The organism is Stenotrophomonas sp. CFBP8980, assembly GCF_034046095.1.
GTDB classification, from domain to species: Bacteria; Pseudomonadota; Gammaproteobacteria; order Xanthomonadales; family Xanthomonadaceae; genus Stenotrophomonas; species Stenotrophomonas lacuserhaii.
Genome location: NZ_JAXCXF010000003.1, coordinates 58,062 through 79,304, shown reverse-complemented (window position 1 = coordinate 79,304; position 21,243 = coordinate 58,062). Strand labels below are relative to the sequence as shown.

Here is a 21,243-nt window from a genome sequence, read left to right as displayed (position 1 = left end):
TCGAGAACTAGTTCAGTCGCCATAGCCAGGCCACAACTGGTTAACGCTCAGGGAGCCCATGCCATCCGGCTGATCGTAGTAGTACTCCTCAATGAGGGGCAGCAGCTTCCGCATCCAGACTTCCCTTAGAACTTTTGGGGACATGTCGTTGCGCATGAAGAAGGAATGGCCAATGGTGTGGTGTCGGTCCAGGTCCCTGGTGAGATGTCCATTGAGCCTGGACAGCCCTTCAATTACGGCTTCTGAGGGTAGGCCTTTTGAGTTGTAGTAGCGCTTCAACACATCCGCATCGGGAGCGAGCTCGAAAATCTCGAAACGGCGCCTCATCGCCGCATCTATGGAGCGAATGCTGCGATCGGCGGTGTTCATCGTTGCGATGAACAGCAGGTTGGAAGGCAGCTTGAACTCCTCGGAGAGCTGCAGACTGATTGCCTGATCCCGATACTCAAGAAGATAGAGAAGCTCGCCCATCACTCGAGGGAGATTTGCCCGATTTGCCTCATCCATGATGATGACGTAAGGGTGGTCTCGATCGTTGAGATGTCCCGCCTGGCGCATATCACGCACCACCTGAAGGACTACGCCAGCCGTCACATCGAACGAAACGCCTGAAGGACCTGCAATTGGGCGCAAACCTTCTATGAATGCCTCGTAGGTGTAGCTGGGATGGAACTGCACCAGTCGCACTGCACCCCTACGACCGTTGGTTAGGTAGGTTGCAAGTCTCTGGGCCACCCAGGTTTTACTGGTGCCAGGGGGGCCCGCCAGAATTAGCTGTGGCTGACTCCCACGCAAGCAATCGGTCATGCCGCCGAGTGCTTCTTCGGTGAGGAGCGTCTCAGCCACCAACCATGACATGTCCAGATCCGGTTCGGGCTCGGCTGAAACTGTCGACCTGTAAGCGCCGGCAGCATTTTGGCGGCCATCGTCGCCGGGGCATGAGTCTTCGAGTCGCTCGTACACGTAGCCGAATGCATTTTGATTCACCACGCTCAATGATGTAGAGAGCCCGTCTACCAATTCCAATTCTTCTACCGGGAAGGGGTCAATGAACTCGATGGCCTCAACTTTGAACCACGTCTTGTAAGCGCCGTTGGCGCTATCGTTAAATCGATTCCCTTCGTCGCGGGTCCCCGGTAGCGAGGGCCATGGGTTGGCGATTCCATCCGCTGACGGCGCGCAGCGGAGGGCGCCCACGCGCGCCCTAGCCACGATCTGCCGCCTGCCGCCATTGATGTAAAGCGTGAAACCTCTGGACAGCTGGTCACGAACGCCCTCTCGGAGCCTGAATGTCCAGCCGCTCGCCCATCCACCATGGCTGTCTATGCCCTCTCGTACAGAGCTAAAGTCCCGAGAGACTGTCCCCCATGTCCCTACGAGGGCGACGCGTCTTTCTAGCCCTGGCGCCACGCGGCCATTGTGAGCATCGACGACTGCGCCGTAAGCCCGCAGAGCAGCGTCAAGATCGGCGATCAGTGACTCATCGGAGGGGAGTTCATCCACACCGTAGTACTTGGATGCGATCGTGGACGCTTCATACATACGCGCCTTGCTGCCCTTGGAGCGGAGATCTACGCCCGCGAGGAAGTCGAAGCCGGCTCCAGCAAGGCTGGGAATAAGAGCCCGCACGCGATCTGCACGATCATTGAGCTTCCTAACCGCTTCTTTGCGATGAAGTGACTCGAGCTCCGTGATTCCCTGGGCGAGAGTGAGGTAGACGCCGTCCCCCGCCTCGCTGAAGAGGTAGACCACATAGACGCCACGCTGGGTGGTGGTGGTCTCTCGTCGATCCAGGATCGATAGCCAGGGGATTGTTGCCCAGTTGCCTTTGCCGTAGCTCGCTACCACTTTTAGGTACTCGTTGCCGGCAACAGTCGGAACGCTCTCGATTGCCTCTCTCAGCTCCCGGAAGACTTCTGAGACTTCATTCTCTCCGCCAAAGCTGACTTCGGAGCGCGTCCGCTGGTACGTGCGCAGAATCGTGCTAAGCATTCCCCTCAGGTCCTGGGCCTTTTCGCCTGGCAATTGATCTGTCATATGAAGCTCCTAACCACTGTCCGGTGGCCGCGAAAAGAACTGGCCAATTACGACAACAGTATCGGAACGCCATAGCCTTCATCAATGACCTCTCGGGTGCAAGGTCAGAGTGCATGGACAACTGAGATCTCGCAGGTGCAGTTTTCTCGGAAGGAAACACTGATGAGCGAAGTGATGGAAGAAGAGATCAAGCGGCGGACTGTCAGTCCGTGCTGACCCTTGAGATCATCCAAGGCAAAACAGGAGCTGGCCGCTGCGAGCCGCCAGTTACCTTATGCCAGCAGAGCTCCAGAGCTCCGCAGTCGATTTCGAACGCGGCATTGAGAACGCCCCGCGGGCCGATCCCGAGGCCGCAGGCAAGCAGTACAGGCGCCAGCCGAAGGATCTGCAGTAGGTTACGGCGCGGGCAAGCCGGACTCCGCGCATAAGAAAAAACTGCCCTTCTCATGGGTAGGGACGAGAGCTGATCCTCTCGATTCAGCAGCGACGCAAGGACTTCGTGGCATTGATGACTAAGAAGCGCCAGTGATTCGGCGTGGCCGTTTGTAAAGTCTTTTAAATACCGACAAAGGCGCAGACGCCGGCAAACCCAGGTTCGTAGAGCAGGTCAATGCCATCACGGAAGCTGAACCATTATTCGGCCACACATCGGCGGCCGCTCTCGTGAGTATGAACTAGAACACTGTGCAGCGGATCCCCCAGCCCACTGGCTGCCGAGTGTCCAAGAGACCCCGGGGGATCCCTGTGGATTGTGCCCAGCATCTACCGCAGGATTGCCTGATCCCCGCCCCCGCGGCATCGCCCAGATTGAAAAGCTAGCCTCGCCCGCCTCCCCACTTTCTGACGCTGCTGAATATTGGGGAGCTACCGCAAAGGGTTTCCCTAAACGGCACCATGCGGATTAAAGGGTCGGAAGTGACTGCGCAGTTCGACTGTCGTCGCCTGCGAATATTATGAAATCGAGAGCCCTACTAACATCGGAATGGCGCGATCACTATCGCGCGTTGTATTCGTCCCACTCATCACGCTCATCCTTAAGCCTATCCGCCTGCACGAAACTCAGCTCAGCCTGAAGGGCCGCAATCTCAAACAGTTCGGTAACTGTATCTGCACCCGGCACCCCCGCTGATCGATGAGAATAGAACGCACTCACTGCATAAACTCCTCTCAAATTGTCATTCAATCCACGCCCCTTGATACCTTCGTCAGCAGTTCGAAAATTATCATAGGCCTCACCGTACCGTCCGGAGTGGAATTGCGCCAGCCCACAGTTGCTCCTAAATATGCTCCCATCTTCTAGCTCATAAGCCACCTTGAAGGGCGCAACCGATTCCGCGAACATTCGCTTCTTGAACAGCGCAATTCCATAGGAATTTTGAATGCTAGCATCGTTCAAGCCAATTCTTCGAAACTTCAAGTAGTCCGCTACGACTTCGTCCGAAAGATCTTCGCTATTAAGACGACTAAGCACGCGACCCGGCGCGCTCAAATCAAACCGCGCCACACCGTTCACCGGCGCTGAAGCTGCCGCTATTAGGGAATAGTCGTATGCGTACTCTTCACTAAGAATTGAAATCAGCCCTTCGCCTGACTTTATCAAACTCCGCTCAAAAGCACCTATTTTGAACTTAACGAGGTTCCCGCAGACATTTCTTGCAGAGATCGCCAGCTCGGACAGATAAGCATCAAGCGAATCCTCTTCAATATTAAGCACAGTGGAGAAACATCCAAGCTCTGCATGCTGCGCCTTCACAACACCGTGCTGCTGCACGCTCATAACTGAACTGATCTGAGCTAGTATCTCGTTCCCCCGCACCTGCCCCTGTTCTTTCTCTACGGTTCGCAGCCCTTCAAGTCGGAGTGTGACCAGCGTCGAACCGGGCGCATTAAGTGATTTGAACTCAGAAATAACGGTTGCTTTCGATCCGACGCCATCGTCATTTAGCCCGGCCCTATGTGGAGCAGGCAATCCCCCAAATAGTCCTAGAGGAATTGACTCCAACAGACTCCCGGGGACCAAGTTTACCCCCTCCCGCCGTTCAGTCACATAACAGAAAGAAACCTCTGCCTCCACAGCGAACGCCACCAATTTGGCAATCTGCATGCGCGGTATCTTTCCCAAAACCTTGCGTGATCGACCGTCATCCACCGCGTATTCCTCATCTCCAGAGTAGCGCGTTGGGATGACAAAAAACTCCCGACCAGGCTCCACTCCCACATCGGAACCTATATCAATCACAACCACTGCCGCCGCGGCGTCGTCTTCGATTAATCTTCCAAACCTCTTCATGATCTCCGGAAAATAAATTGACCGATTACGCCCAGCGTTTTTCGCAGCGTATAGCGCTTTGTCGGCCTTTATTTTCACTTCACCCGCCATGCTCGAAAGATCCGTGGAAATAGACCCTGCGAGCCTAGCCACACCTATTGATGCTGTGAGTTTTCGATCTCTCTCTGCAGGAACAGGAATCCCCACACCAGCATCTCTCGCAAAGGTTTCCACCTGCGCATTAGACGGGATTGGTGAGTTTTGTATCGCAGTACGAATCTCGTCTAACCAGGCGAGCACTTCATTTTCAGCCAATGCCCCTACAACCAAGATATTGAATTCCTCACCTCCAAGCCGATAAAGCGAGAAAGCACAGTTTCCATACTTCACTGCTGCACGGCGGCACGCCTCATCTAAGTGCCAGGCAAATGCTCTTAATACAATATCGCCGTAATCGTGACCTCTACCATCGTTAATTCTCTTAAAGTGATCGATGTCAACGGTAGCCAATGTTAGCGCGGCGCCGGAACGTTCACCCAATGACTCTTCGGGCATTTTGGCGGCGGCAACATCGTGAATTGCTCGCGCCAAGTCTTTTTCAAAAGACTTCCTGTTTCGGCAGCCTGTCAGGGAGTCATGTAAGGCATCGAATCGATGCTGAGAGTTTTCGTGCTGCCTCGCGATGTCTACGGCCACTTGCTCAGCAGTGACATTTCTGACGGCTTTAAAGAACTGAACTTCCACGACAACGCCTACATCCCGCAGCGGGAAAAGTCGAGTCTTACCCAGCTTGGTAATTCCGGGTAAAGACAATGCCCCGTCAAGGATAGCGGCAGTCATTGACGACACCGGATCGATACTCCAACTATCACCTAGCTTCGCATGCGGGTATATACAAGACACGTTCTGAAGCTTGAGCGCCCTGAGGTCCGACATCAGTTCGTGAATCCATTCAGCCTTCATTATCGCAACGCCTCTGACCTGTAATTATTGGTGCATGTTTTTAAAATTATATGTAGATCTATTCGAGTTCCGGCGTGATAAACCTTTTACAAAAAAATGGCCAGCTAGTAGCTGGCCATTTTAAAATCAAACCCCAACAGGGTTCGACTTCTCCACATCAATCTTGTACTGCTTGATCGCCCGGGCCACATCCTTGCCCGTCATCTTCCCTTCCTTGGCCAGCGCCGCAATCGCAGCATGCGCGATGTAGTACCGGTCAACTTCGAAGAACCGACGCAGGTTGGCCCGCGTATCAGAACGACCAAACCCATCCGTGCCCAGCACGGTGTAGTGCCCCGGGATGAACGCACGGATCTGGTCCGCATACGCCCGCACATAGTCGGTCGCTGCAATCACCGGGCCCTGGCGGCCTTCCAGCAGCTCGGTCACGTACGCCTTGCGCTGTTCGCCTTCCGGATGCATGCGGTTGTAACGCTCGGCATCGAAACCATCGCGACGCAGTTCGTTGAAGCTCGGGCAGCTCCAGATATCGGCGGTCACGCCGAAGTCCTTGTCCAGCAGCTCGGCCGCGGCAATCGCTTCGCGCAGGATCGTGCCCGAACCCAGCAGCTGCACGCGCAGCTCGTTCTTCTTCGGCTTGCCGGCGTCGGTCAGCAGGTACATGCCCTTGACGATGCCTTCGGCCGCACCTTCCGGCATTTCCGGGTGGGTGTAGTTTTCGTTCATCAGGGTGATGTAGTAGTACTCATCCACCTGGTCTTCCATCATCGCCTTGGTGCCGTGCTGCAGGATCACCGTCACTTCGAAGCCGAAGGTCGGGTCATAGCTGCGCACGTTCGGGATGCCACCGGCGGCCAGATGGCTGTGGCCATCCTCGTGCTGCAGGCCTTCACCGTTCAGCGTGGTGCGGCCGGCGGTGCCACCCAGCAGGAAGCCGCGGGTACGCATGTCGGCAGCCTGCCAGGCGATGTCGCCCACGCGCTGGAAGCCGAACATCGAGTAATAGATGTAGAACGGCAGCATCGGCACGTTGGAAACCGAATAGCTGGTACCGGCGGCCATCCACGATGCAATCGCACCCGGCTCGCTGATGCCCTGCTGCAGCACCTGGCCGCTCTGGTCTTCGCGGTAGAACATCAGCTGGTCCGCATCCACCGGCTTGTACTTCTGGCCGAACGGAGCGTAGATGCCGATCTGGCGGAACAGGCCTTCCATACCGAAGGTACGCGCTTCGTCGGCCACGATCGGCACGATGTGCGGGCCCAGTTCCTTGTCACGCAGGGTGATGTTCAGGCTCTGCACGAAGGCCATCGTGGTGGAGTACGAACGTTCGCCGCTGCTCTTCAGCAGGCGCTCGTAGGTTTCCAGCTTCGGTGCGTTGAAGCTCTTGCTGGCCTTGCGGCGACGCTGCGGCAGGTAGCCGCCCAGCGCGGCGCGACGTTCCTGCAGGTACTTCACTTCCGGCGAATCCGGGCCGGGGTGGTAGAACGGCACCTGGCCGTCCTTCAGCTGCTCGTCGGTCACCGGAATGTTGAAACGGTCGCGGAAGTGGCGCACCGCTTCGTCGTCCAGCTTCTTGGTCTGGTGGGTCGGGTTCAGTGCCTCGCCGGCGCTGCCCATGCCGTAGCCCTTGACCGTCTTGGCCAGGATCACCGTCGGCATGCCCTTGGTGTTCACGGCCTGGTGGTAGGCGGCGAACACCTTGTGCGGGTCATGGCCACCACGGTTCAGGCGCCAGATGTCGTCGTCGGAAAGGCCCGAAACCATCGCAGCGGTTTCCGGGTACTTGCCGAAGAAATGCTCGCGGGTATACGCGCCGCCGAAGGCCTTGCAGTTCTGGTATTCGCCGTCGACGGTTTCCATCATCAGCTTCTTCAGGACGCCATCGGTGTCCTTGGCCAGCAGGGCATCCCAGTAACCGCCCCACAGCAGCTTGATCACGTTCCAGCCGCCGCCACGGAACACGCCTTCCAGTTCCTGGATGATCTTGCCGTTGCCGCGCACCGGGCCATCAAGGCGCTGCAGGTTGCAGTTCACCACGAAGATCAGGTTGTCCAGGCCTTCGCGGCCGGCCAGCGCGATAGCGCCCAGGGTTTCCGGCTCGTCGCTCTCGCCATCGCCGATGAAGCACCACACTTTGCGGTCGGACTTTTCGATCAGGCCACGGTTTTCCAGGTAACGCAGGAACTGCGCCTGGTAGATCGCAGCCAGCGGGCCCAGACCCATGGAAACGGTCGGGGTCTGCCAGTAATCCGGCATCAGCCACGGGTGCGGGTAGCTGGAAAGGCCACCGCCGTCGACTTCCATGCGGAACTTGTCCAGCTGCGCTTCGTCGATGCGGCCTTCCAGGTAGGAACGCGCATAGATGCCCGGGGCGCTGTGGCCCTGGATGAACAGCAGGTCGCCGGGATGGTTGTCACTCGGCGCGCGCCAGAAGTGGTTGAAGCCCACGTCATACAGCGTGGCGCCCGAGGCGAAGCTGGCGATGTGGCCGCCCAGGTCGCCCGGCTTGCGGTTGGCGCGCACCACGGTGGCCATCGCGTTCCAGCGGATGATCGAACGGATGCGCCATTCCAGGTCGGCGTCGCCCGGGCTCTTGGCCTCCAGGTTCGGCGCGATGGTGTTCACGTATTCGGTGGTGGGAGAGAACGGCAGGTACGCACCCGAACGACGGGTCAGCTCCACCATGCCTTCCAACAGTTGATGCGCGCGCTCGGGGCCCTCGACATCAATCACGGCCTTCAACGACTCGATCCACTCCTGGCTTTCCACCGGGTTCGGGTCGTTGTTCAGCAGCTCGTTCAACCAGTTCATTAGCGCTCCCATTACCGCACGCACGCGCGCGACTGTTATTGATTTCTAGACCGCAAAGTGTAGCGCACCAGTGGCTTCCATCACTTGGCTACGCCTGCGTATGGTCGTAAATGGCCTGTGTCCCTGCGGACTGTCCGAAGTTGTCCCGGCCAATGTTTCCAAGGTGTTACGCGCGCGGCGGAACCTGTTCCTTGCCCGGCCGGCCCCGGCCATGCCATTGATCCGGGACGGAAAACCAAGGATCACGCCATGGTTGGTCGCCCTACGCCGCCTGCCCCCACCCGACCCGCTGGCCGCAGCCTGCGCACGCGGCTGATGCTGTGGTCAAGCCTTGTGCAGGCCGCATTGTTGCTGCTGCTGGTGACACTGTTCTATCTGGGTGCGCGAACGCTGGTGCACCAGCAGGCAACCGAACAGCTGCGCTCGCTGGCCGACCAGACCGCCCGCAGCCTGGGCAATTCGCTGCGTTCGGCGGAAATCACCGGCGATATGCTGCTGTCCCCGCTGGGCCGCCAGGCCTTCGACGCCATCCAGCTGGATGGCCTGCTGCGCGCGGCGGTGGTGGCCGACCCCAACGTGGACGGGGCCACGGTGATCATCGAACCGGACCGCGTGGCCGGCCTGCCCGATGGCTACGCGTGCAATGACATGCTGCACGATGGCAGCGTGCACCGGTCCTGCAGCGGCCAGCTGGGCTTTGAGACGCACCAGCGCGGTTGGTACCGCGATGCGCTGCGCGCCAGTGGCCCGTGGTGGTCGGCGCCGTACACCAACCCGCAGGCCGAAGGGCGTCTGTTCATCACCTACAGCAATCCGCTGCGGCTGGCCGGCGAGCTGCTGCCGGCCGGGCTGGTCAGCGTGGACGTGCCACTGGCGCGGCTGCAGCAGGACCTGGGTGAACTGCCGCGCAGCGTCGGCCTGCGCGCCACCCTGCTCGGCCCGGACCACCGCGTGGTGCTCAGTTCGGTGCCGGAAATCGAGCCGGGCATGTCCTTGCAGCAGTACCTGCAGCTGCGTCCGGACCTGGCGCCGCTGTTCGACCTGCGCCGCCCCCTGCTCCACCCGGAACGCGGGCTGGAACACCGTGGCAGCGATGGCACCCGCTTCCTCAGCCGGGTCGCCCCGTTGCAGCAGCCCGGCTGGCAGGTGGTGCTGTCGGCGGACCGCGCGTTGCTGCTGGCGGACCTGCGCCGCGTGGCGCATTGGGCAATCGGGCTGGGCTTGCTGGGCGTGGTGGTGTGGCTGCTGTTGGTGCGCCGCCATGCGCTGCGGCTGCTGCAGCCGATGGAAGCGCTCACCGCCGCCGCGCGCCGTTTCAGTGCCGGCCAGTTCCACGAACCGCTGCCGGTACCGCGCCACGATGACGAGGTCGGCGAGATGACCCGTTCATTCGAAAGCGCGCGCCGTTCCATCCTGCAGCAGATGGACACCATCGCGCGGATGGCCAGCGCGCGCGAACGCACGGAAAGCGAAATGCGCATCGCCCATGGCATCCAGCAGGGCATGCTGGCACCACCGCCGCGGATGCAGGCCGATGGCTTCCAGCTGCGCAGTGCGGCGCTGCTGGTGCCCGCGCGCGAGGTCGGCGGGGATTTCCAGCACATCGCCCAACTGGACCGCACCACGCTGTGCTTCGTCATCGGCGATGTGTCCGGCAACGGCGTGCCGGCGGCGTTGTTCATGACCCGCGTGCTGACCGTGCTGGAAGCTTCGATGCTGCGCCATCGCCATCCGCCGACGATCCTGGCCGAAGCCGGGCGCCATATCGCCGAGCGCAACCAGGCGTGCATGTTCGCCACCGTGTTGTGCGGGGTGGTGGATGTAGCCAGTGGCCGCTTCGAACTGGCCAGCGCCGGGCATGAATCGCCGCTGCTGCGCCAGGCCGATGGCCGCGTGCGCGTGCAGGCGATGCACAGTGGCCCGGCGCTGGGCATCAGTGCCGATGCCGGCTACCCGTGCGCGCGCGGGCTGCTGGCACCGGGCGACTACCTGCTGGCCTATACCGATGGCATCAGCGAGGCGCAGTGCCCGCGCCAGCGCTGGTTCGGGCTGGACCGGCTGCGCGAGGTGCTGGCGGCCGAGCCCGACGACCGCCGCGTCTGCGCTCGCGTGGTGGATGCCCTGCACGCGTTCTGCGAAGGCGCCGGCAACCCGGACGACCTTGCGCTGGTCAGCGTGGGGCGGCAGGCGCTGGTGCCACCGCTGCGGCTGCGCGCGGCGGCTACCCCCGATGGGCTGGCCTACCTGCTGCAGCGGCTGGTGGCGGGATTGCACGGGATGCACCTGGACAGCACGCGCATCGGCGTGGCGCGGCTGATCGTGGAAGAGCTGGGCACCAATGCCATGGCGTATCAGCGCGTTGTGTCGGATGTGACTCTCGACGTCCTCGCGACCCTGGATGAGGATGGCCTCGCACTGGACGTGTGCGATGACGGGCAGGCATTCGACCCCACCGTTGCGCCCGTACCAGACCTGGACGAGGCGATGGAACGCCGCGCCATCGGGGGTTGGGGCCTGCACCTGGTGCGCTCGCTGAGCGACCACATCGAGTATTGCCGTCGCGATGGCAGCAATCACGTCCATCTTCTGCTGCTGCCGCCTGCAGCGCGTACGGAGTAGTTGCCCATGTCCCGCCTGACCCTGCGAATCGACCCCGGTGACAGCCCGTACCAGCGTGTGTTCGTGTCCGGCTGGCTCGATGGCAGCACCCATGCCGAACTGGACGCCGCACTGGCGCCGCTGCTGCACGATGGCACCCACATCCTGGAACTCAACCTGGCCGGGCTGGAGTACATATCCAGCGCCGGGCTGCGCTCCATCTTCCGCGCCCGCAAGGCCCTGCACCCGCACGCCGGCCGCGTGCTGGTGATGCAACCCCGCCCGGGCGTGCGCAAGGTGTTCGAACTGGTCAAAGCAGTCCCGGTAGAAGAAGTCTTCGCCTCCCAGGAAGAACTGGACAACTACCTGTCCGTCATCCAGCAGAAAGTAGCCAACGGCGAACTCTGAAGCCGCTACACCCACCCCTGGTGGGTGACGACCGTTGGTCGTCACAGCCCAACCCCTTGCACCCAACCCCCTATCGATATATCGTTTCGCCACCCGATACCGATATATCGAAATGACCCCGCCGCGCCCCACCCCCGCCACCACCCGCCTGCTCAGCCGCGGTGACCTGCGCCTGCTGGTGCTGGCGCTGCTCGGCGACCAGCCGCGCCACGGCTACGAACTCATCCAGCACGTCAGCGAGCTGTTCGTGCGCGCCTACACGCCCAGCGCCGGCACCATGTATCCCTTGCTGGCCAGCTTCGAACAGGCCGGCTGGGTGCTCGCCGAAGACGACGCCGGGCGCCGCCGCTTCCGCATCACCGACAGCGGTCGCGCCGAACTGCTGGCCCGACGCGATGAAGTGAAAGCCGCCCAGCACCGCGCCTGGCACCGTGCCCGCGAGATCGCCAAGGCCGACATGCCGCCGGACCTGCGCGATGCCCTGCGCCAGTTCAAGAGCGCGCTGGTGCGCCACCACGGACGCTGGCAGGAAGGCGAAACCACCCAGGTGTCCGCCCTGCTGCTGCAGGCGGCCGCGCTGTTGAACGGCCAGCCGCCCGCGCCGGCCGAATCCCCCGAACCTGCGACCCCGCCCGCCTGAGCCAGCCCGGTCGCCCCGCGCCTGTCGCGTCCCCTCCCTCTTCAGGAATCCCCTATGTCTTCCCATGAAAACAAGCGCCTGCGCCTGGATGTCCGCTTCCGCGAACTGACCGTGCTGCGCATCGAAGAAGTCACCCCGAACATGCGCCGCGTGGTGCTGGGTGGCGCCGACCTGGCCGGCTTCGATTCACCCGGCCCGGATGACCACATCAAGCTGTTCTTCCCCAACCGCAGCGGCGAGATGGTGCTGCCGACAATGACCCCCGAAGGCCCGCGCTACCCGGAGGGCAAGGAACCTTCGGTGGCGCGCGATTACACCCCGCGCGGCTGGGACCACGAAGCCGGCGAGCTGGCGATCGACTTCGTACTGCACGGCGACCACGGCGTGGCCGGGCCATGGGCCGCACGCGCGCAGCCAGGCGACACGCTGGCGGTCGGCGGTCCGCGTGGTTCGTTCCAGGTGGCCGATGATTACGATGGCTATGTGCTGATCGGCGATGAAACCGCGCTGCCGGCGATTGCCCGCTGGCTGGATATCCTGCCGGAGGAAGCCGAAGTGCAGGTGCTGATCGAAGTGGCCGACGAGGCCGAACGCCAGGACCTGCCGCAGGGCGACAACGTGCGCATCCAGTGGCTGGAGCGCAATGGTTTCCCGGCCGCAAGCAGTTCGCTGCTGGAAGATGCGCTGGTGGACTTCGAGGCGCCGGAGGGCGATGTGTTCTATTGGATCGCCACCGAATCACGCCGCGCGCGGATGATGCGCAAGTTCTTCGAAGGCCACCATGCGGTGCCGCGCGATTGGATCCGGTCCACCGGGTACTGGAAAGCGCACGCGGACGAGACTGACGGGGATTGAACGGTCCGGTAGTGACGGCCGCTGGCCGTCAATCCGCCTTTTGACGGCCAGCGGCCGTCACTACCGAATTGACGCGATAATGGCCGCATGACCGACCTCTTTGCTGCCACCGTCGCTGCGGCGCTTTCGCGCCTGCAGACCGACCCTTCCGCCTTCGACACCGTGCTCGCCCCCCATGGCGAGGCCGGCGCCCTACGCCCCACGCTGCGCGACCTGCTGGAAACCCGCCAGCTGGCGCTGAAGGCCGATGCCGATGTCGGCCTGGTCGCCGACATGCTGCGCCGCGACCAGAAATTCGCTCCGCCGGGCCGTCCTTCCATCCACCTGGTGCAGCTGCGCAAGCAGCAGGCCAGTGCCAAACAGGCGGCGTTGATCGCGCGCCAGGCGTATGGCCGCGCCGCGCAGGATTTCGTGCGGGCGCTGTCGTTGAAGATCACCCCGCGGCTGACCCCGATCGCCGTGGCCGACCGCTGGATGCAGACGCAGTTGGGTTGATTGGCCGCCGCTGCGTTAACGGGTCGCAGATCGTCACACGGTAGCGCCGAGCCATGCTCGGCGAGCGAAGCGGCGCTCTGCCGGCGCATCGCGCGATGCGGGATTCCGCCGAGCATGGCTCGGCGCTACCCAAGCACCAATGAGGCAAAAAAAAACCCGCCGTCACCGGCGGGTTTTTTCATTCAATGCACCTTGGATCAGGCAGCCGGCTTTTCGCCGGTAGCTTCGGTGGTGATGCGGATCTTCACTTCGTCGCTGACGTTCGGGGCGTACGCGCCGACGCCGAAATCGCTGCGCTTGATGGTGGTGGTGGCATCGAAGCCCGCCGCCGGCACCTTGGCCATCGGGTGCTCGCCGCCGCCATTGATGGTGACGTCCAGGGTGACCGGCTTGGTCTGGTCCTTGATGGTCAGGTCGCCGGTAACGGTCAGCTTGTTGGTGCCGGCCGATTCCACCTTGGTGCTCTTGAACGAGGCCGCCGGGAACTTGGCGGCATCGAAGAAGTCGGCGCTCTTCAGGTGCTCGTCGAACTTGGCGGTGAAGCTGTTCAGGCCGGTCAGCGGCAGCTTCACTTCCACGGTGGACTTGGTCACGTCGGTCGCGTCATACACCAGGGTGCCTTCGGCGCTGCCGAAGTGCGCGGTCGGGTTGGAGAAGCCGAAGTGGCTCCACTGCGCCAGCACGTCGGTGTGCGACGGGTCCAGCTTGTAGGTGCCCGAAGCGATCTGGATCGCGTCGGCAGCCGGCGCAGCAGCGGCGGCATCAGCGGCCGGGGTGGTGGTCTGCTCGGTCGCGGCCGGGGTCGCGGCGGCATCGGCGGCCGGGGTGGCTTCGTCGGCCGGCTTGGAGCAGGCGGCGATCGCCAGGGTCAGGGCCAGCGGCAGCAGCAGCTTGGTGGTCTTGGTCATGTTCAGGACTCTCTCTCGATTGTTTCGCTAAGGGAATGGACTGCAAACATCGACCCGTCCACGGGACCGGCCGATTCAAACATAAACACGGTTCAGACGATGCGAGCGGCTTCGTCGAAGGACAGGCGCGGCGAACGCGGGAACAGGCCGGCGGTGTCGCCGTAGCCCAGGTTGACCAGGAAATTGCTGCGCAGCGCGGTGCCGGCGAAGAACGCTTCGTCCACCTTGGCCGGATCGAAACCGGTCATCGGGCCGGCGTCCAGGCCCAGCGCGCGCGCGGCCAGGATCAGGTACGCACCCTGCAGGCTGCCGTTGAGGAAGGCCGGCTTCTGGCGGTTTTCCTGCGGGCCGTCGAACCAGCTCTTGGCATCGGTGTGCGGGAACAGGTAGGGCAGCTTTTCGTGGAAGTCCAGGTCGTGGGCGATGATCACCGTGACCGGGGCGGCCATCGTCTTGGCCAGGTTGCCTTCGGACAGCGCCGGGGCCAGCTTGGCCTTGCCTTCCTTCGAGGTGACGAACACGAAGCGGGCCGGGCTGGAATTGGCCGAGGTCGGGCCGAACTTCACCAGGTCGTACAGCGCGCGCAGCGTGGATTCGTCCACCGGCTTGTCGTGGAAGTCATTCGCGGTGCGGGCAGTGCGGAACAACTGGTCAAGCGCGGCAGCGTCGAGTTCGTGCGACATGCATCCTCCAGGTAAAGAGCGTCAGCCCGGTGCTGCCTGCCAACAGGCCTGCAGCCGGGTCCATGCGGGGCAGTGTAGAGTGTCGCGTCTGTTGCAACACCCAGCAGGGCTGAAACGAATTAATGCCAATCGTGAAACGATCGAGTGCGCCCTCGACGATTACCGATGGCCGCGCCGGCAACGTCCGGCAGGCCGTGGCGCTGGCCGGCGCGCTGCGTCTGGGCACCCACCAACCGCTGATGCTGGTGCCGCAGGCGCCTTGGCGCTGGCTGTCGCCGCGGCGCCTGCCCGGCGACGTCCAGCACGGGTACGGCGAGGCATTCGCGACTCTCGCTGATCGGCCGCCTGCGCTGGCGATAGGCTGTGGCCGACAGGCCGCCGGGGCATTGAGGGTGCTGCGTGCGCGGGGAAGCCGGGTGGTGCAGATCCTGGATCCGCGCATCAGCGCGCGCCACTGGGACCTGGTGATCGTGCCCGAACATGACCGCCTGCGTGGCGGCAACGTGCTGACCCTGCTCGGCAGCCTGAACCCGGTGGACGATGACTGGCTATCGCTGGGGCGGGCCGCCTTTGCCGATTTCCGCAGCCTGCCCGGCCCGCGCACCGCGCTGCTGGTGGGCGGGCCCACCGCCCATGCGGCCTGGGACGAACAGGACATGCGCGGGGTGTTCGCGCAGCTCGCCGCGCAGATCCGTGCAGAGGGCGGCAGCCTGCTGGCGACCACCTCGCGGCGCACGCCGCCGGTACTGTCCGATGCGCTGCGCGACACCTTCGCCGACATCCCGAACGTGATCTGGGGCGATGGCGGCGACGGGGTGAATCCGTATGCCGGGCTGCTGGGCTGGGCCGACCGGGTGGTGGTATCACCGGATTCGGTGAACCTGCTGTCCGAAGCCAGCGCCACGCGCGCGCCGGTGATGGTGGCGCTGGCGGCCACCGCGCAGGGCCGCATGCAGCACTTCCAGCAGGCGCTGCACGAACGCGGCCGGCTGCAGCCGCGCTGGCTGGACTGGGACCATGGGCCCCTCGAACCGCTGCGCGAAACCACGCGCGTAGCCGCCGAAGTGAAGCAGCGCCTGGGCCTGTGACGTTGGTAGCGCCGAGCCATGCTCGGCGAGCGCAGCGGCAACGAGGATGACGGCTGTTAGCACTGCACCCACCCAGCATGGCTCGGCGCTACCGGGTTCGGTCTATGATGCCCTCGACATGGACCGTCCTTTCTTATCGCTCGCCCTGCTTCTGCTGCTCGCTCCGGCCACCACCCGGGCCGACAGCGGCACCTGCCGCGAACGCTATCCCACCCCCGCCGCCGAAGCGGCGATGTTCGACGTGGCCTGGACCACCGCCGAGCGCCTGGACACCCTGCCCGACGTGGACGTGGTGATCGCCGCGCGCGGCGGACAGGACCTCAGCCGTTATGGCCTGCGCCACAGCCACCTGGCCTTCCTGCTGCGCGAGCACGACGGACGCTGGCGCGCCGTGCACCTGCTCAACCGCTGCAAGACCGACCGCTCGCTTCTGTATTACGAAGGCCTGGCCAACTTCATCGGTGAAACCGGCGGCCATACCGACCTGCGCATCGGCCTGCTCGAGCCCGCCCTGGCGGCCCGCCTGAAGGCGATGCTGCAGTTGCCGGCCACCGCTGCGCACGCCTTGCACGAACCACGCTACAACGTGGTCGCCTACCCGTACCGCACCGATTTCCAGAACTCCAACGGCTGGGTGCTGGAAGTGCTGGCCGCCGCGATGGCCAGCGCTGATGGCGCCGCGCCGCTGCAGGATCGCGCCCGGGTGCAGGAGTGGCTGCGCGCCAACGGCTACCTGCCCAGCGTGCTGCATATCAGCCTGGGCAAACGCGTAGGCGCGCGCGTGGCGGTGGCCAATGCCACGACCACCGACCATCCACTGGCCGAGCGCGTGTCCGGCAACTATTCGGTGGTGACCGTGGAATCGGTGTTCGACTTCCTGCGCGCACGCCAACAGCTGCCGCAGGAACTTTCCATTCCGCATGTTCCCGTGGCCGGTGCCACGGCCGCTACGCCCTGACCCCATTCCGCAGGAGACACGCATGTCCCGTTCCTTTGCCACGCCGGCCCTTGCCCTGATCCTCGCTTCGTCGCTGCTGGCCCCGCCGGCACGCGCCGGCGACCTCAACAGCAGCGAAACCACGATGCTGATCTCCATCGTGTTCACCGTATCGGTGCCATTCGCCGCGTCGGTGGGCCTGGCCGAACTGTCCGCCGCGCCGTTCAAGGCCAGCGCCCGGCACAAGGCGGCCAAGCGGGTGCCGGCCAAGCCGCTGCCGGAAATGGAAGTCAAAGCGGTCACCACCACCACCGAAGGCGGCCGCACCGTGCAACTGCAGGTGCCGGGCAAGGACGACCAGACCGCCACCCTGGAATGGCCGGCGCGCGCGGATGATCCCGGTGCGGGCTTCGTGGTCGGGCAGACGGTGGCCTTCGTGCCGACCCCGGCCGGCGCCGGCTGGAACGTGCACGATGCCGCCGGCCGCCAGCTGGCCTACGTGCCTACCGCCTACGCCGCGGCGGACAGCGCCAGCACCACCTGGTAATGGCTGCCGGCTGAACGCTCCCGGTTGGCCGCGTGCCCTGCCGGGGCCGATAATGCGCGTCTTCCTTTGAATCCGTGGCTCGCCATGCCTGTGCGTCCTGCCCCTGTGTTTGCCCCGATGACCCTGCGCGCACTGCTGCTGGCGGTGCTGGCGATGGGCGCGGTGGTGCTGGGTTCGAACGTGCTGGTGCAGTACCCGATCAACGACTGGCTGACCTGGGGCGCCTTCAGCTATCCGGTCGCGTTCCTGGTGAGCAACCTGATCAACCGCCGCTTCGGCCCGGGCCCGGCCCGCCGGGTGGCGTGGGCCGGCTTCGCGCTGGCGGTGGTGCTGTCGTTCTGGGTGGCCACGCCGCGCATCGCGGTGGCGTCCTGTTCGGCGTTCATCGTGGCGCAGTTGCTGGACATCACCGTGTTCGACCGGCTGCGTCGGGGCAGCTGGTGGCGCGCGCCGATGGTGGCCACCACCTGCAGTGCCACGGTGGATACCGCGATCTTCTGGAGCATCGCGTTTGCCGGTTCGGCGCTGCCGTGGATGAGCTGGGCGCTGGGCGACCTGGCGGTGAAGCTGGCGATCGGCGTGTGCCTGCTGGCCCCGTTCCGCGCGTTGTTGTGGAAGATGGCGCCGGTGCACGGCGCGAGGTAACCCGGTAGCGCCGAGCCGTGCTCGGCGAGCGCAGCGGCAACGCAACAGCGTGACGACCAACGGTCGTCACCCACCAGCGCCGGGCGCCGTAGTGGCGACCTTGGTCGCCACCCACCAATGCCGTCATTACCCCGGCGTCAGGCGTCGAACGGGAGGCCTGCTTCCACGCACGCGGCGCTGATGCTCGCGCGTGCCTGTTCCAGCGCGTCACTCGGTGCGGCCATGCGCGGGCGGCGGTCCAGCGTGCAGGCCAGTCCCAACTCCAGCAGGGTCGCGTGGGCGGCCTGCAGTGCAGTGGCCCGTTCGCACGGCAGCCAGCCGCTGGCAGCCAGTGCGTCGATGAGCCCCCGCGTATCACGGGGTTCAAGCAGCGCCGGATGCGCGGACGCTGCCCCCAACACGCCGGCCTGCAGCAGGAACTCCAGGTCCACCACCCCGCCCGCGCCCTGCTTGAGGTCCATCCGCGCGGCATCGCTGCGGTCCAGTTCGGCGCGCATGCGCTGGCGCATCTTGACGATGTCCGCGTGCAGCACCTCGCGCTCGCGCGGGCGGCCCACCGTCTGCGCGCGTACGTCTTCAAAGGCTTCCAGCAGGCCGGCATCACCGGCCACGCCGCGCGCGCGCACCAGCGCCTGGTGTTCCCAGGTCCATGCGCGTTCGCGCTGGTATTCGCGGTAGCTCGCCAGCGATGACACCAGCGCCCCCTTGCCGCCATCCGGGCGCAGCCGCACGTCGATGTCATACAGCCGTCCGCCGGCGGTCACCGCGCCCAGCAGGGCCATCACCTTCTGCGCAAGCCGTGCATACCAGCGCCCGGGCTCCAGCGGACGGGCGCCATCACTGGCCTCCACGTCGGCTGGATTGTCGTGCAGGAACACCAGATCCAGGTCCGATCCGAAGCCCAGTTCCAGCCCGCCCAGGCTGCCGTAACCGATGATCGCAAAGCGCCCACCGGGGATGTCACCGTGCGCGCGGCGCATGTCCGCCTGTGCCAGCTGCAACACGACATCCACCACCACCTGCGCCAGTTCGGCCAGCTGGCGGGTGCTGTCCACCGCGCCCTGGCGGCCATCCAGGCTGGCCATCGCCATGCGGAAGCTCAGTGCCAGGCGGATCTCGTTGAGCCAGCGCAGCGCCGATTCGGGGTCTTCCACCGCCAGCACCTGCGCGCACTCGGCCTGCATTTCCTCGCGGCTGGGCAGCGGCCCGGACACGCGCACGTCCAGCAGTTCATCCAGCAGCAGCGGGTAGGCTTCCAGCCGTTCGGCCAGCAGCGCGCTGCGTGCCAGCACGTCCACCAGCCGCGCCATCGAACTGGGTTGTTCGTCCAACAGCGCCAGGTAACTGGTGCGGCGCAGGATCGCCTGCAGCAGGCCCAGCACGCGCTTGAGCGCGGCATCGGGCTGCGGTGACCGGGTAGCGGCATGCAGCAGCGCCGGCAGCACGCGGTCCAGTCGCGTGCGCGCGCCATCGGACAGCGACTTCACCCCGGATGACTGCGCGAAATCACGCAGCATCTGGTCCGCGCCGTGGGCATCGGCGAAGCCGGCTTCCACCAGCAGTTGGGCGTCGCCGTGTTCGGGCAGGCCGCGCCAGTAGCTGGCCACCGCATCCGGCGCGGCCTTGCCCTTGCGCGGGGCCAGCAGCGCGCCGAATTCGGTACTGACGCGCTGCTGCTGCACGGCCAACGCATCGCGCAGGCTGTGGAAGTCCGGGTAACCCAACCCGATCGCAATCCGCAGCCGGTCCAGCGGATCGGCCGGCAGGGTATGGGTCTGCGCGTCGCGCAGCATCTGCAGCCGGTTTTCCAGCCGGCGCAGGAACAGGTAAGCCTCGTGCAGCGCCGCCCCGTCTTCGGCGGCGATCTGCCCCGCGTCCACCAACGCGGCCAGCGCATGCAGCAGCCGCCGCTCGCGCAGCACGGGTTCGCGGCCGGCACGGATCAACTGCAGCGACTGGCACAGGAACTCGATTTCGCGGATGCCACCGGCACCGCGCTTTATGTCCTCGTGCATGTCACGCCGCGCCACTTCGGCGGTGATCGCCGCCTTCATGTCGCGCAGTCCATCCAGCGCGGTGAAGTCCAGGTAGCGGCGATACACGAACGGGCGCAGTGATGCCAGCCACTCCTCGCCCGCTTCGATGTCACCGGCCACCGTGCGTGCCTTCAGCCAGGCATAGCGTTCCCAATCGCGGCCTTCGCGCTGGAAATACTGGTCCATCGCCGCGAACGACATCGCCACCCGGCCGGCCCGGCCGAACGGGCGCAGGCGCAGGTCGACGCGATGGCTGAAGCCATCGGCGGTGGTGTCATCGAGCAGTTTGGCCAGCCGCTGGCCGAGCCGGGCGAAGTATTCATCGGCATCCAGCGGGCGCCCGCCATCGGATTCACCGCGCTGCGCGAAGGCGTACACCAGGTCAACGTCGGAACTGAAATTCAGTTCGCCGCCGCCCAGTTTGCCCAGCCCGAACACCACCAGCCGTTGCGCCTTGCCGGCGTCATCGCGGACCACGCCGTGGCGGCTGGCGAACTCGGTTTCCAGCGCGCCCAGCGCCAGCTGCAGGCACTGTTCGGCCAGTCCGGTGGACCCGGCCAGGGTCTGCTGCACGCTGTCCATCCCGGCCAGGTCACGCCACACCAGACGGGTCGACATCGCCGCGCGGTAGCGTCGCAGCAGGCCCGGCCAGTCGGCCGGCTGCTGCGGTTCCAGCACCGGCGGGGCCAGCGGCGGGCAGCCGTCCTGTGCCAGATGCGACAGTAGGGCAGGTTGTCGGCACAGGGTGTCGATGGCGAAATCACTGGCGAGGGCCAGTTGGCGCAGGAAGGGTTGCAGGCCGCTGTCCGGCGCGGTGCCCAGTGCGACGGCCAGCCGCGCGAGGGCACGGTCAGCCAATGGGACGAGGTCGTCGGGGAGCGGCGCGAAGGGTTGGGTCATGGGAGGATTGTAGGGCGCTGCGGCCTGTTGACGGCCAGCGGCCGTCACTGCCGAGGGCAACAGCGTGACGACCGACGGTCGTCACCCACAAGCGGCCGTCACTACCGCAGGCGAGAGCGGTAGCGCCGAGCCATGCTCGGCGAGCGCAGCGGCAAGCAACCGCGTGACGACCAACGGTCGTCACCCACCCAGGGCAGGCGCTGACGGCCAGCGGCCGTCACTACCGCGGGCAGGAGCCTGTTCAGCTGTACCCTGCAGGCGTAAAAAAGCCCGCTTGCAGCGAACTGCCAGCGGGCTCTGCTCCCTCCCCCACGTCGGGATGCAGGTCCATCGTGCCGACTGCAAAACCACATTGCACGCTGCAGTGCAAAACAATACCGGAGGGTACAGAAGCCTTCACGCTGGAAGCGCCATCCCACC

At 64.4% G+C, this 21,243-nt stretch carries 15 protein-coding genes; 9 read left to right on the top strand and 6 right to left on the bottom strand.

The genetic code is table 11. The features are described from left to right. Window positions 1-12: 12 nt before the first annotated feature. The 3 genes from SOM47_RS08805 to aceE all read right to left on the bottom strand — a co-directional run bounded on the left by SOM47_RS08805 (window position 13) and on the right by aceE (window position 8,083). Window positions 13-2,037 (bottom strand): MrcB family domain-containing protein, encoded by a 2,025-nt coding sequence (locus tag SOM47_RS08805; RefSeq protein WP_320505357.1) that lies wholly within the window; start codon window positions 2,035-2,037, stop codon window positions 13-15. 994 nt (window positions 2,038-3,031) lie between these two features. Then, window positions 3,032-5,269 (bottom strand): diguanylate cyclase, encoded by a 2,238-nt coding sequence (locus SOM47_RS08800; RefSeq protein WP_320505356.1) that lies wholly within the window; start codon window positions 5,267-5,269, stop codon window positions 3,032-3,034. Between the two features lie 126 nt (window positions 5,270-5,395). Further along, window positions 5,396-8,083, bottom strand: a complete 2,688-nt coding sequence (gene aceE, locus SOM47_RS08795; RefSeq protein ID WP_182657260.1) for a pyruvate dehydrogenase (acetyl-transferring), homodimeric type — start codon at window positions 8,081-8,083, stop codon at window positions 5,396-5,398. A 249-nt stretch (window positions 8,084-8,332) separates the two neighbouring features. Here aceE and SOM47_RS08790 point away from each other — a divergent pair, with 249 nt between their 5' ends. From SOM47_RS08790 to SOM47_RS08770, 5 genes are all read left to right on the top strand, one after another. Then, complete coding sequence (locus tag SOM47_RS08790; protein ID WP_320505355.1) at window positions 8,333-10,702, top strand: SpoIIE family protein phosphatase; 2,370 nt, start codon at window positions 8,333-8,335, stop codon at window positions 10,700-10,702. Window positions 10,703-10,708: 6 nt separating this feature from the next. Then, complete coding sequence (locus tag SOM47_RS08785; RefSeq protein WP_042612722.1) at window positions 10,709-11,089, top strand: STAS domain-containing protein; 381 nt, start codon at window positions 10,709-10,711, stop codon at window positions 11,087-11,089. Between the two features lie 112 nt (window positions 11,090-11,201). Continuing rightward, on the top strand, window positions 11,202-11,729 hold the full coding sequence (locus SOM47_RS08780; protein ID WP_192084242.1) for a PadR family transcriptional regulator: 528 nt from the start codon (window positions 11,202-11,204) through the stop codon (window positions 11,727-11,729). 54 nt (window positions 11,730-11,783) lie between these two features. Continuing rightward, a complete protein-coding gene (locus SOM47_RS08775; RefSeq protein WP_192084241.1) occupies window positions 11,784-12,584 on the top strand; it encodes a siderophore-interacting protein in 801 nt (266 codons plus the stop codon). An 87-nt stretch (window positions 12,585-12,671) separates the two neighbouring features. Further along, window positions 12,672-13,079, top strand: coding sequence for a hypothetical protein (locus SOM47_RS08770; RefSeq protein WP_192084240.1), 408 nt, complete (start codon window positions 12,672-12,674; stop codon window positions 13,077-13,079). Window positions 13,080-13,276: 197 nt separating this feature from the next. On the opposite strand, the gene SOM47_RS08765 is transcribed toward SOM47_RS08770, so the two are convergent. Both SOM47_RS08765 and SOM47_RS08760 read right to left on the bottom strand, forming a co-directional pair. Further along, window positions 13,277-13,987 carry a YceI family protein gene (locus tag SOM47_RS08765; RefSeq protein ID WP_192084239.1) on the bottom strand — a complete coding sequence of 237 codons (711 nt, stop codon included), beginning with the start codon at window positions 13,985-13,987 and terminating at the stop codon, window positions 13,277-13,279. Between the two features lie 92 nt (window positions 13,988-14,079). Beyond that, a complete protein-coding gene (locus tag SOM47_RS08760) occupies window positions 14,080-14,670 on the bottom strand; it encodes a malonic semialdehyde reductase (RefSeq protein WP_192084238.1) in 591 nt (196 codons plus the stop codon). Window positions 14,671-14,798: 128 nt separating this feature from the next. Between SOM47_RS08760 and SOM47_RS08755 the strand changes: the two genes are divergently transcribed. From SOM47_RS08755 to SOM47_RS08740, 4 genes are all read left to right on the top strand, one after another. After that, on the top strand, window positions 14,799-15,758 hold the full coding sequence (locus SOM47_RS08755; RefSeq protein WP_320505471.1) for a mitochondrial fission ELM1 family protein: 960 nt from the start codon (window positions 14,799-14,801) through the stop codon (window positions 15,756-15,758). A 118-nt stretch (window positions 15,759-15,876) separates the two neighbouring features. Beyond that, a complete protein-coding gene (locus tag SOM47_RS08750) occupies window positions 15,877-16,716 on the top strand; it encodes a DUF2145 domain-containing protein (RefSeq protein WP_320505354.1) in 840 nt (279 codons plus the stop codon). Between the two features lie 22 nt (window positions 16,717-16,738). After that, the gene (locus SOM47_RS08745; protein ID WP_320505353.1) at window positions 16,739-17,242 is read left to right on the top strand and encodes a hypothetical protein; all 504 of its coding nucleotides are present in this window, start codon (window positions 16,739-16,741) and stop codon (window positions 17,240-17,242) included. An 84-nt stretch (window positions 17,243-17,326) separates the two neighbouring features. Next, a complete protein-coding gene (locus tag SOM47_RS08740) occupies window positions 17,327-17,887 on the top strand; it encodes a queuosine precursor transporter (protein WP_042615107.1) in 561 nt (186 codons plus the stop codon). A gap of 137 nt (window positions 17,888-18,024) precedes the next feature. Here the strand turns inward: SOM47_RS08740 and glnE are convergent, their stop codons facing one another. Further along, window positions 18,025-20,823 (bottom strand): bifunctional [glutamate--ammonia ligase]-adenylyl-L-tyrosine phosphorylase/[glutamate--ammonia-ligase] adenylyltransferase, encoded by a 2,799-nt coding sequence (gene glnE, locus SOM47_RS08735; protein WP_320505352.1) that lies wholly within the window; start codon window positions 20,821-20,823, stop codon window positions 18,025-18,027. Window positions 20,824-21,243: the final 420 nt, after the last annotated feature.

Bases quoted from the DNA above. Each gene is read 5' to 3' on its own strand.
- SOM47_RS08745 (WP_320505353.1), top strand. From the start codon at position 16,739: ATGTCCCGTTCCTTTGCCACGCCGGCCCTTGCCCTGATCCTCGCTTCG.
- SOM47_RS08790 (WP_320505355.1), top strand. From the start codon at position 8,333: ATGGTTGGTCGCCCTACGCCGCCTGCCCCCACCCGACCCGCTGGCCGC.
- SOM47_RS08750 (WP_320505354.1), top strand. From the start codon at position 15,877: ATGGACCGTCCTTTCTTATCGCTCGCCCTGCTTCTGCTGCTCGCTCCG.
- SOM47_RS08780 (WP_192084242.1), top strand. From the start codon at position 11,202: ATGACCCCGCCGCGCCCCACCCCCGCCACCACCCGCCTGCTCAGCCGC.
- SOM47_RS08770 (WP_192084240.1), top strand. From the start codon at position 12,672: ATGACCGACCTCTTTGCTGCCACCGTCGCTGCGGCGCTTTCGCGCCTG.
- SOM47_RS08800 (WP_320505356.1), bottom strand. From the start codon at position 5,269: ATGAAGGCTGAATGGATTCACGAACTGATGTCGGACCTCAGGGCGCTC.
- SOM47_RS08785 (WP_042612722.1), top strand. From the start codon at position 10,709: ATGTCCCGCCTGACCCTGCGAATCGACCCCGGTGACAGCCCGTACCAG.
- SOM47_RS08740 (WP_042615107.1), top strand. From the start codon at position 17,327: ATGCCTGTGCGTCCTGCCCCTGTGTTTGCCCCGATGACCCTGCGCGCA.
- SOM47_RS08775 (WP_192084241.1), top strand. From the start codon at position 11,784: ATGTCTTCCCATGAAAACAAGCGCCTGCGCCTGGATGTCCGCTTCCGC.
- SOM47_RS08765 (WP_192084239.1), bottom strand. From the start codon at position 13,987: ATGACCAAGACCACCAAGCTGCTGCTGCCGCTGGCCCTGACCCTGGCG.
- glnE (WP_320505352.1), bottom strand. From the start codon at position 20,823: ATGACCCAACCCTTCGCGCCGCTCCCCGACGACCTCGTCCCATTGGCT.
- SOM47_RS08760 (WP_192084238.1), bottom strand. From the start codon at position 14,670: ATGTCGCACGAACTCGACGCTGCCGCGCTTGACCAGTTGTTCCGCACT.
- SOM47_RS08805 (WP_320505357.1), bottom strand. From the start codon at position 2,037: ATGACAGATCAATTGCCAGGCGAAAAGGCCCAGGACCTGAGGGGAATG.
- aceE (WP_182657260.1), bottom strand. From the start codon at position 8,083: ATGAACTGGTTGAACGAGCTGCTGAACAACGACCCGAACCCGGTGGAA.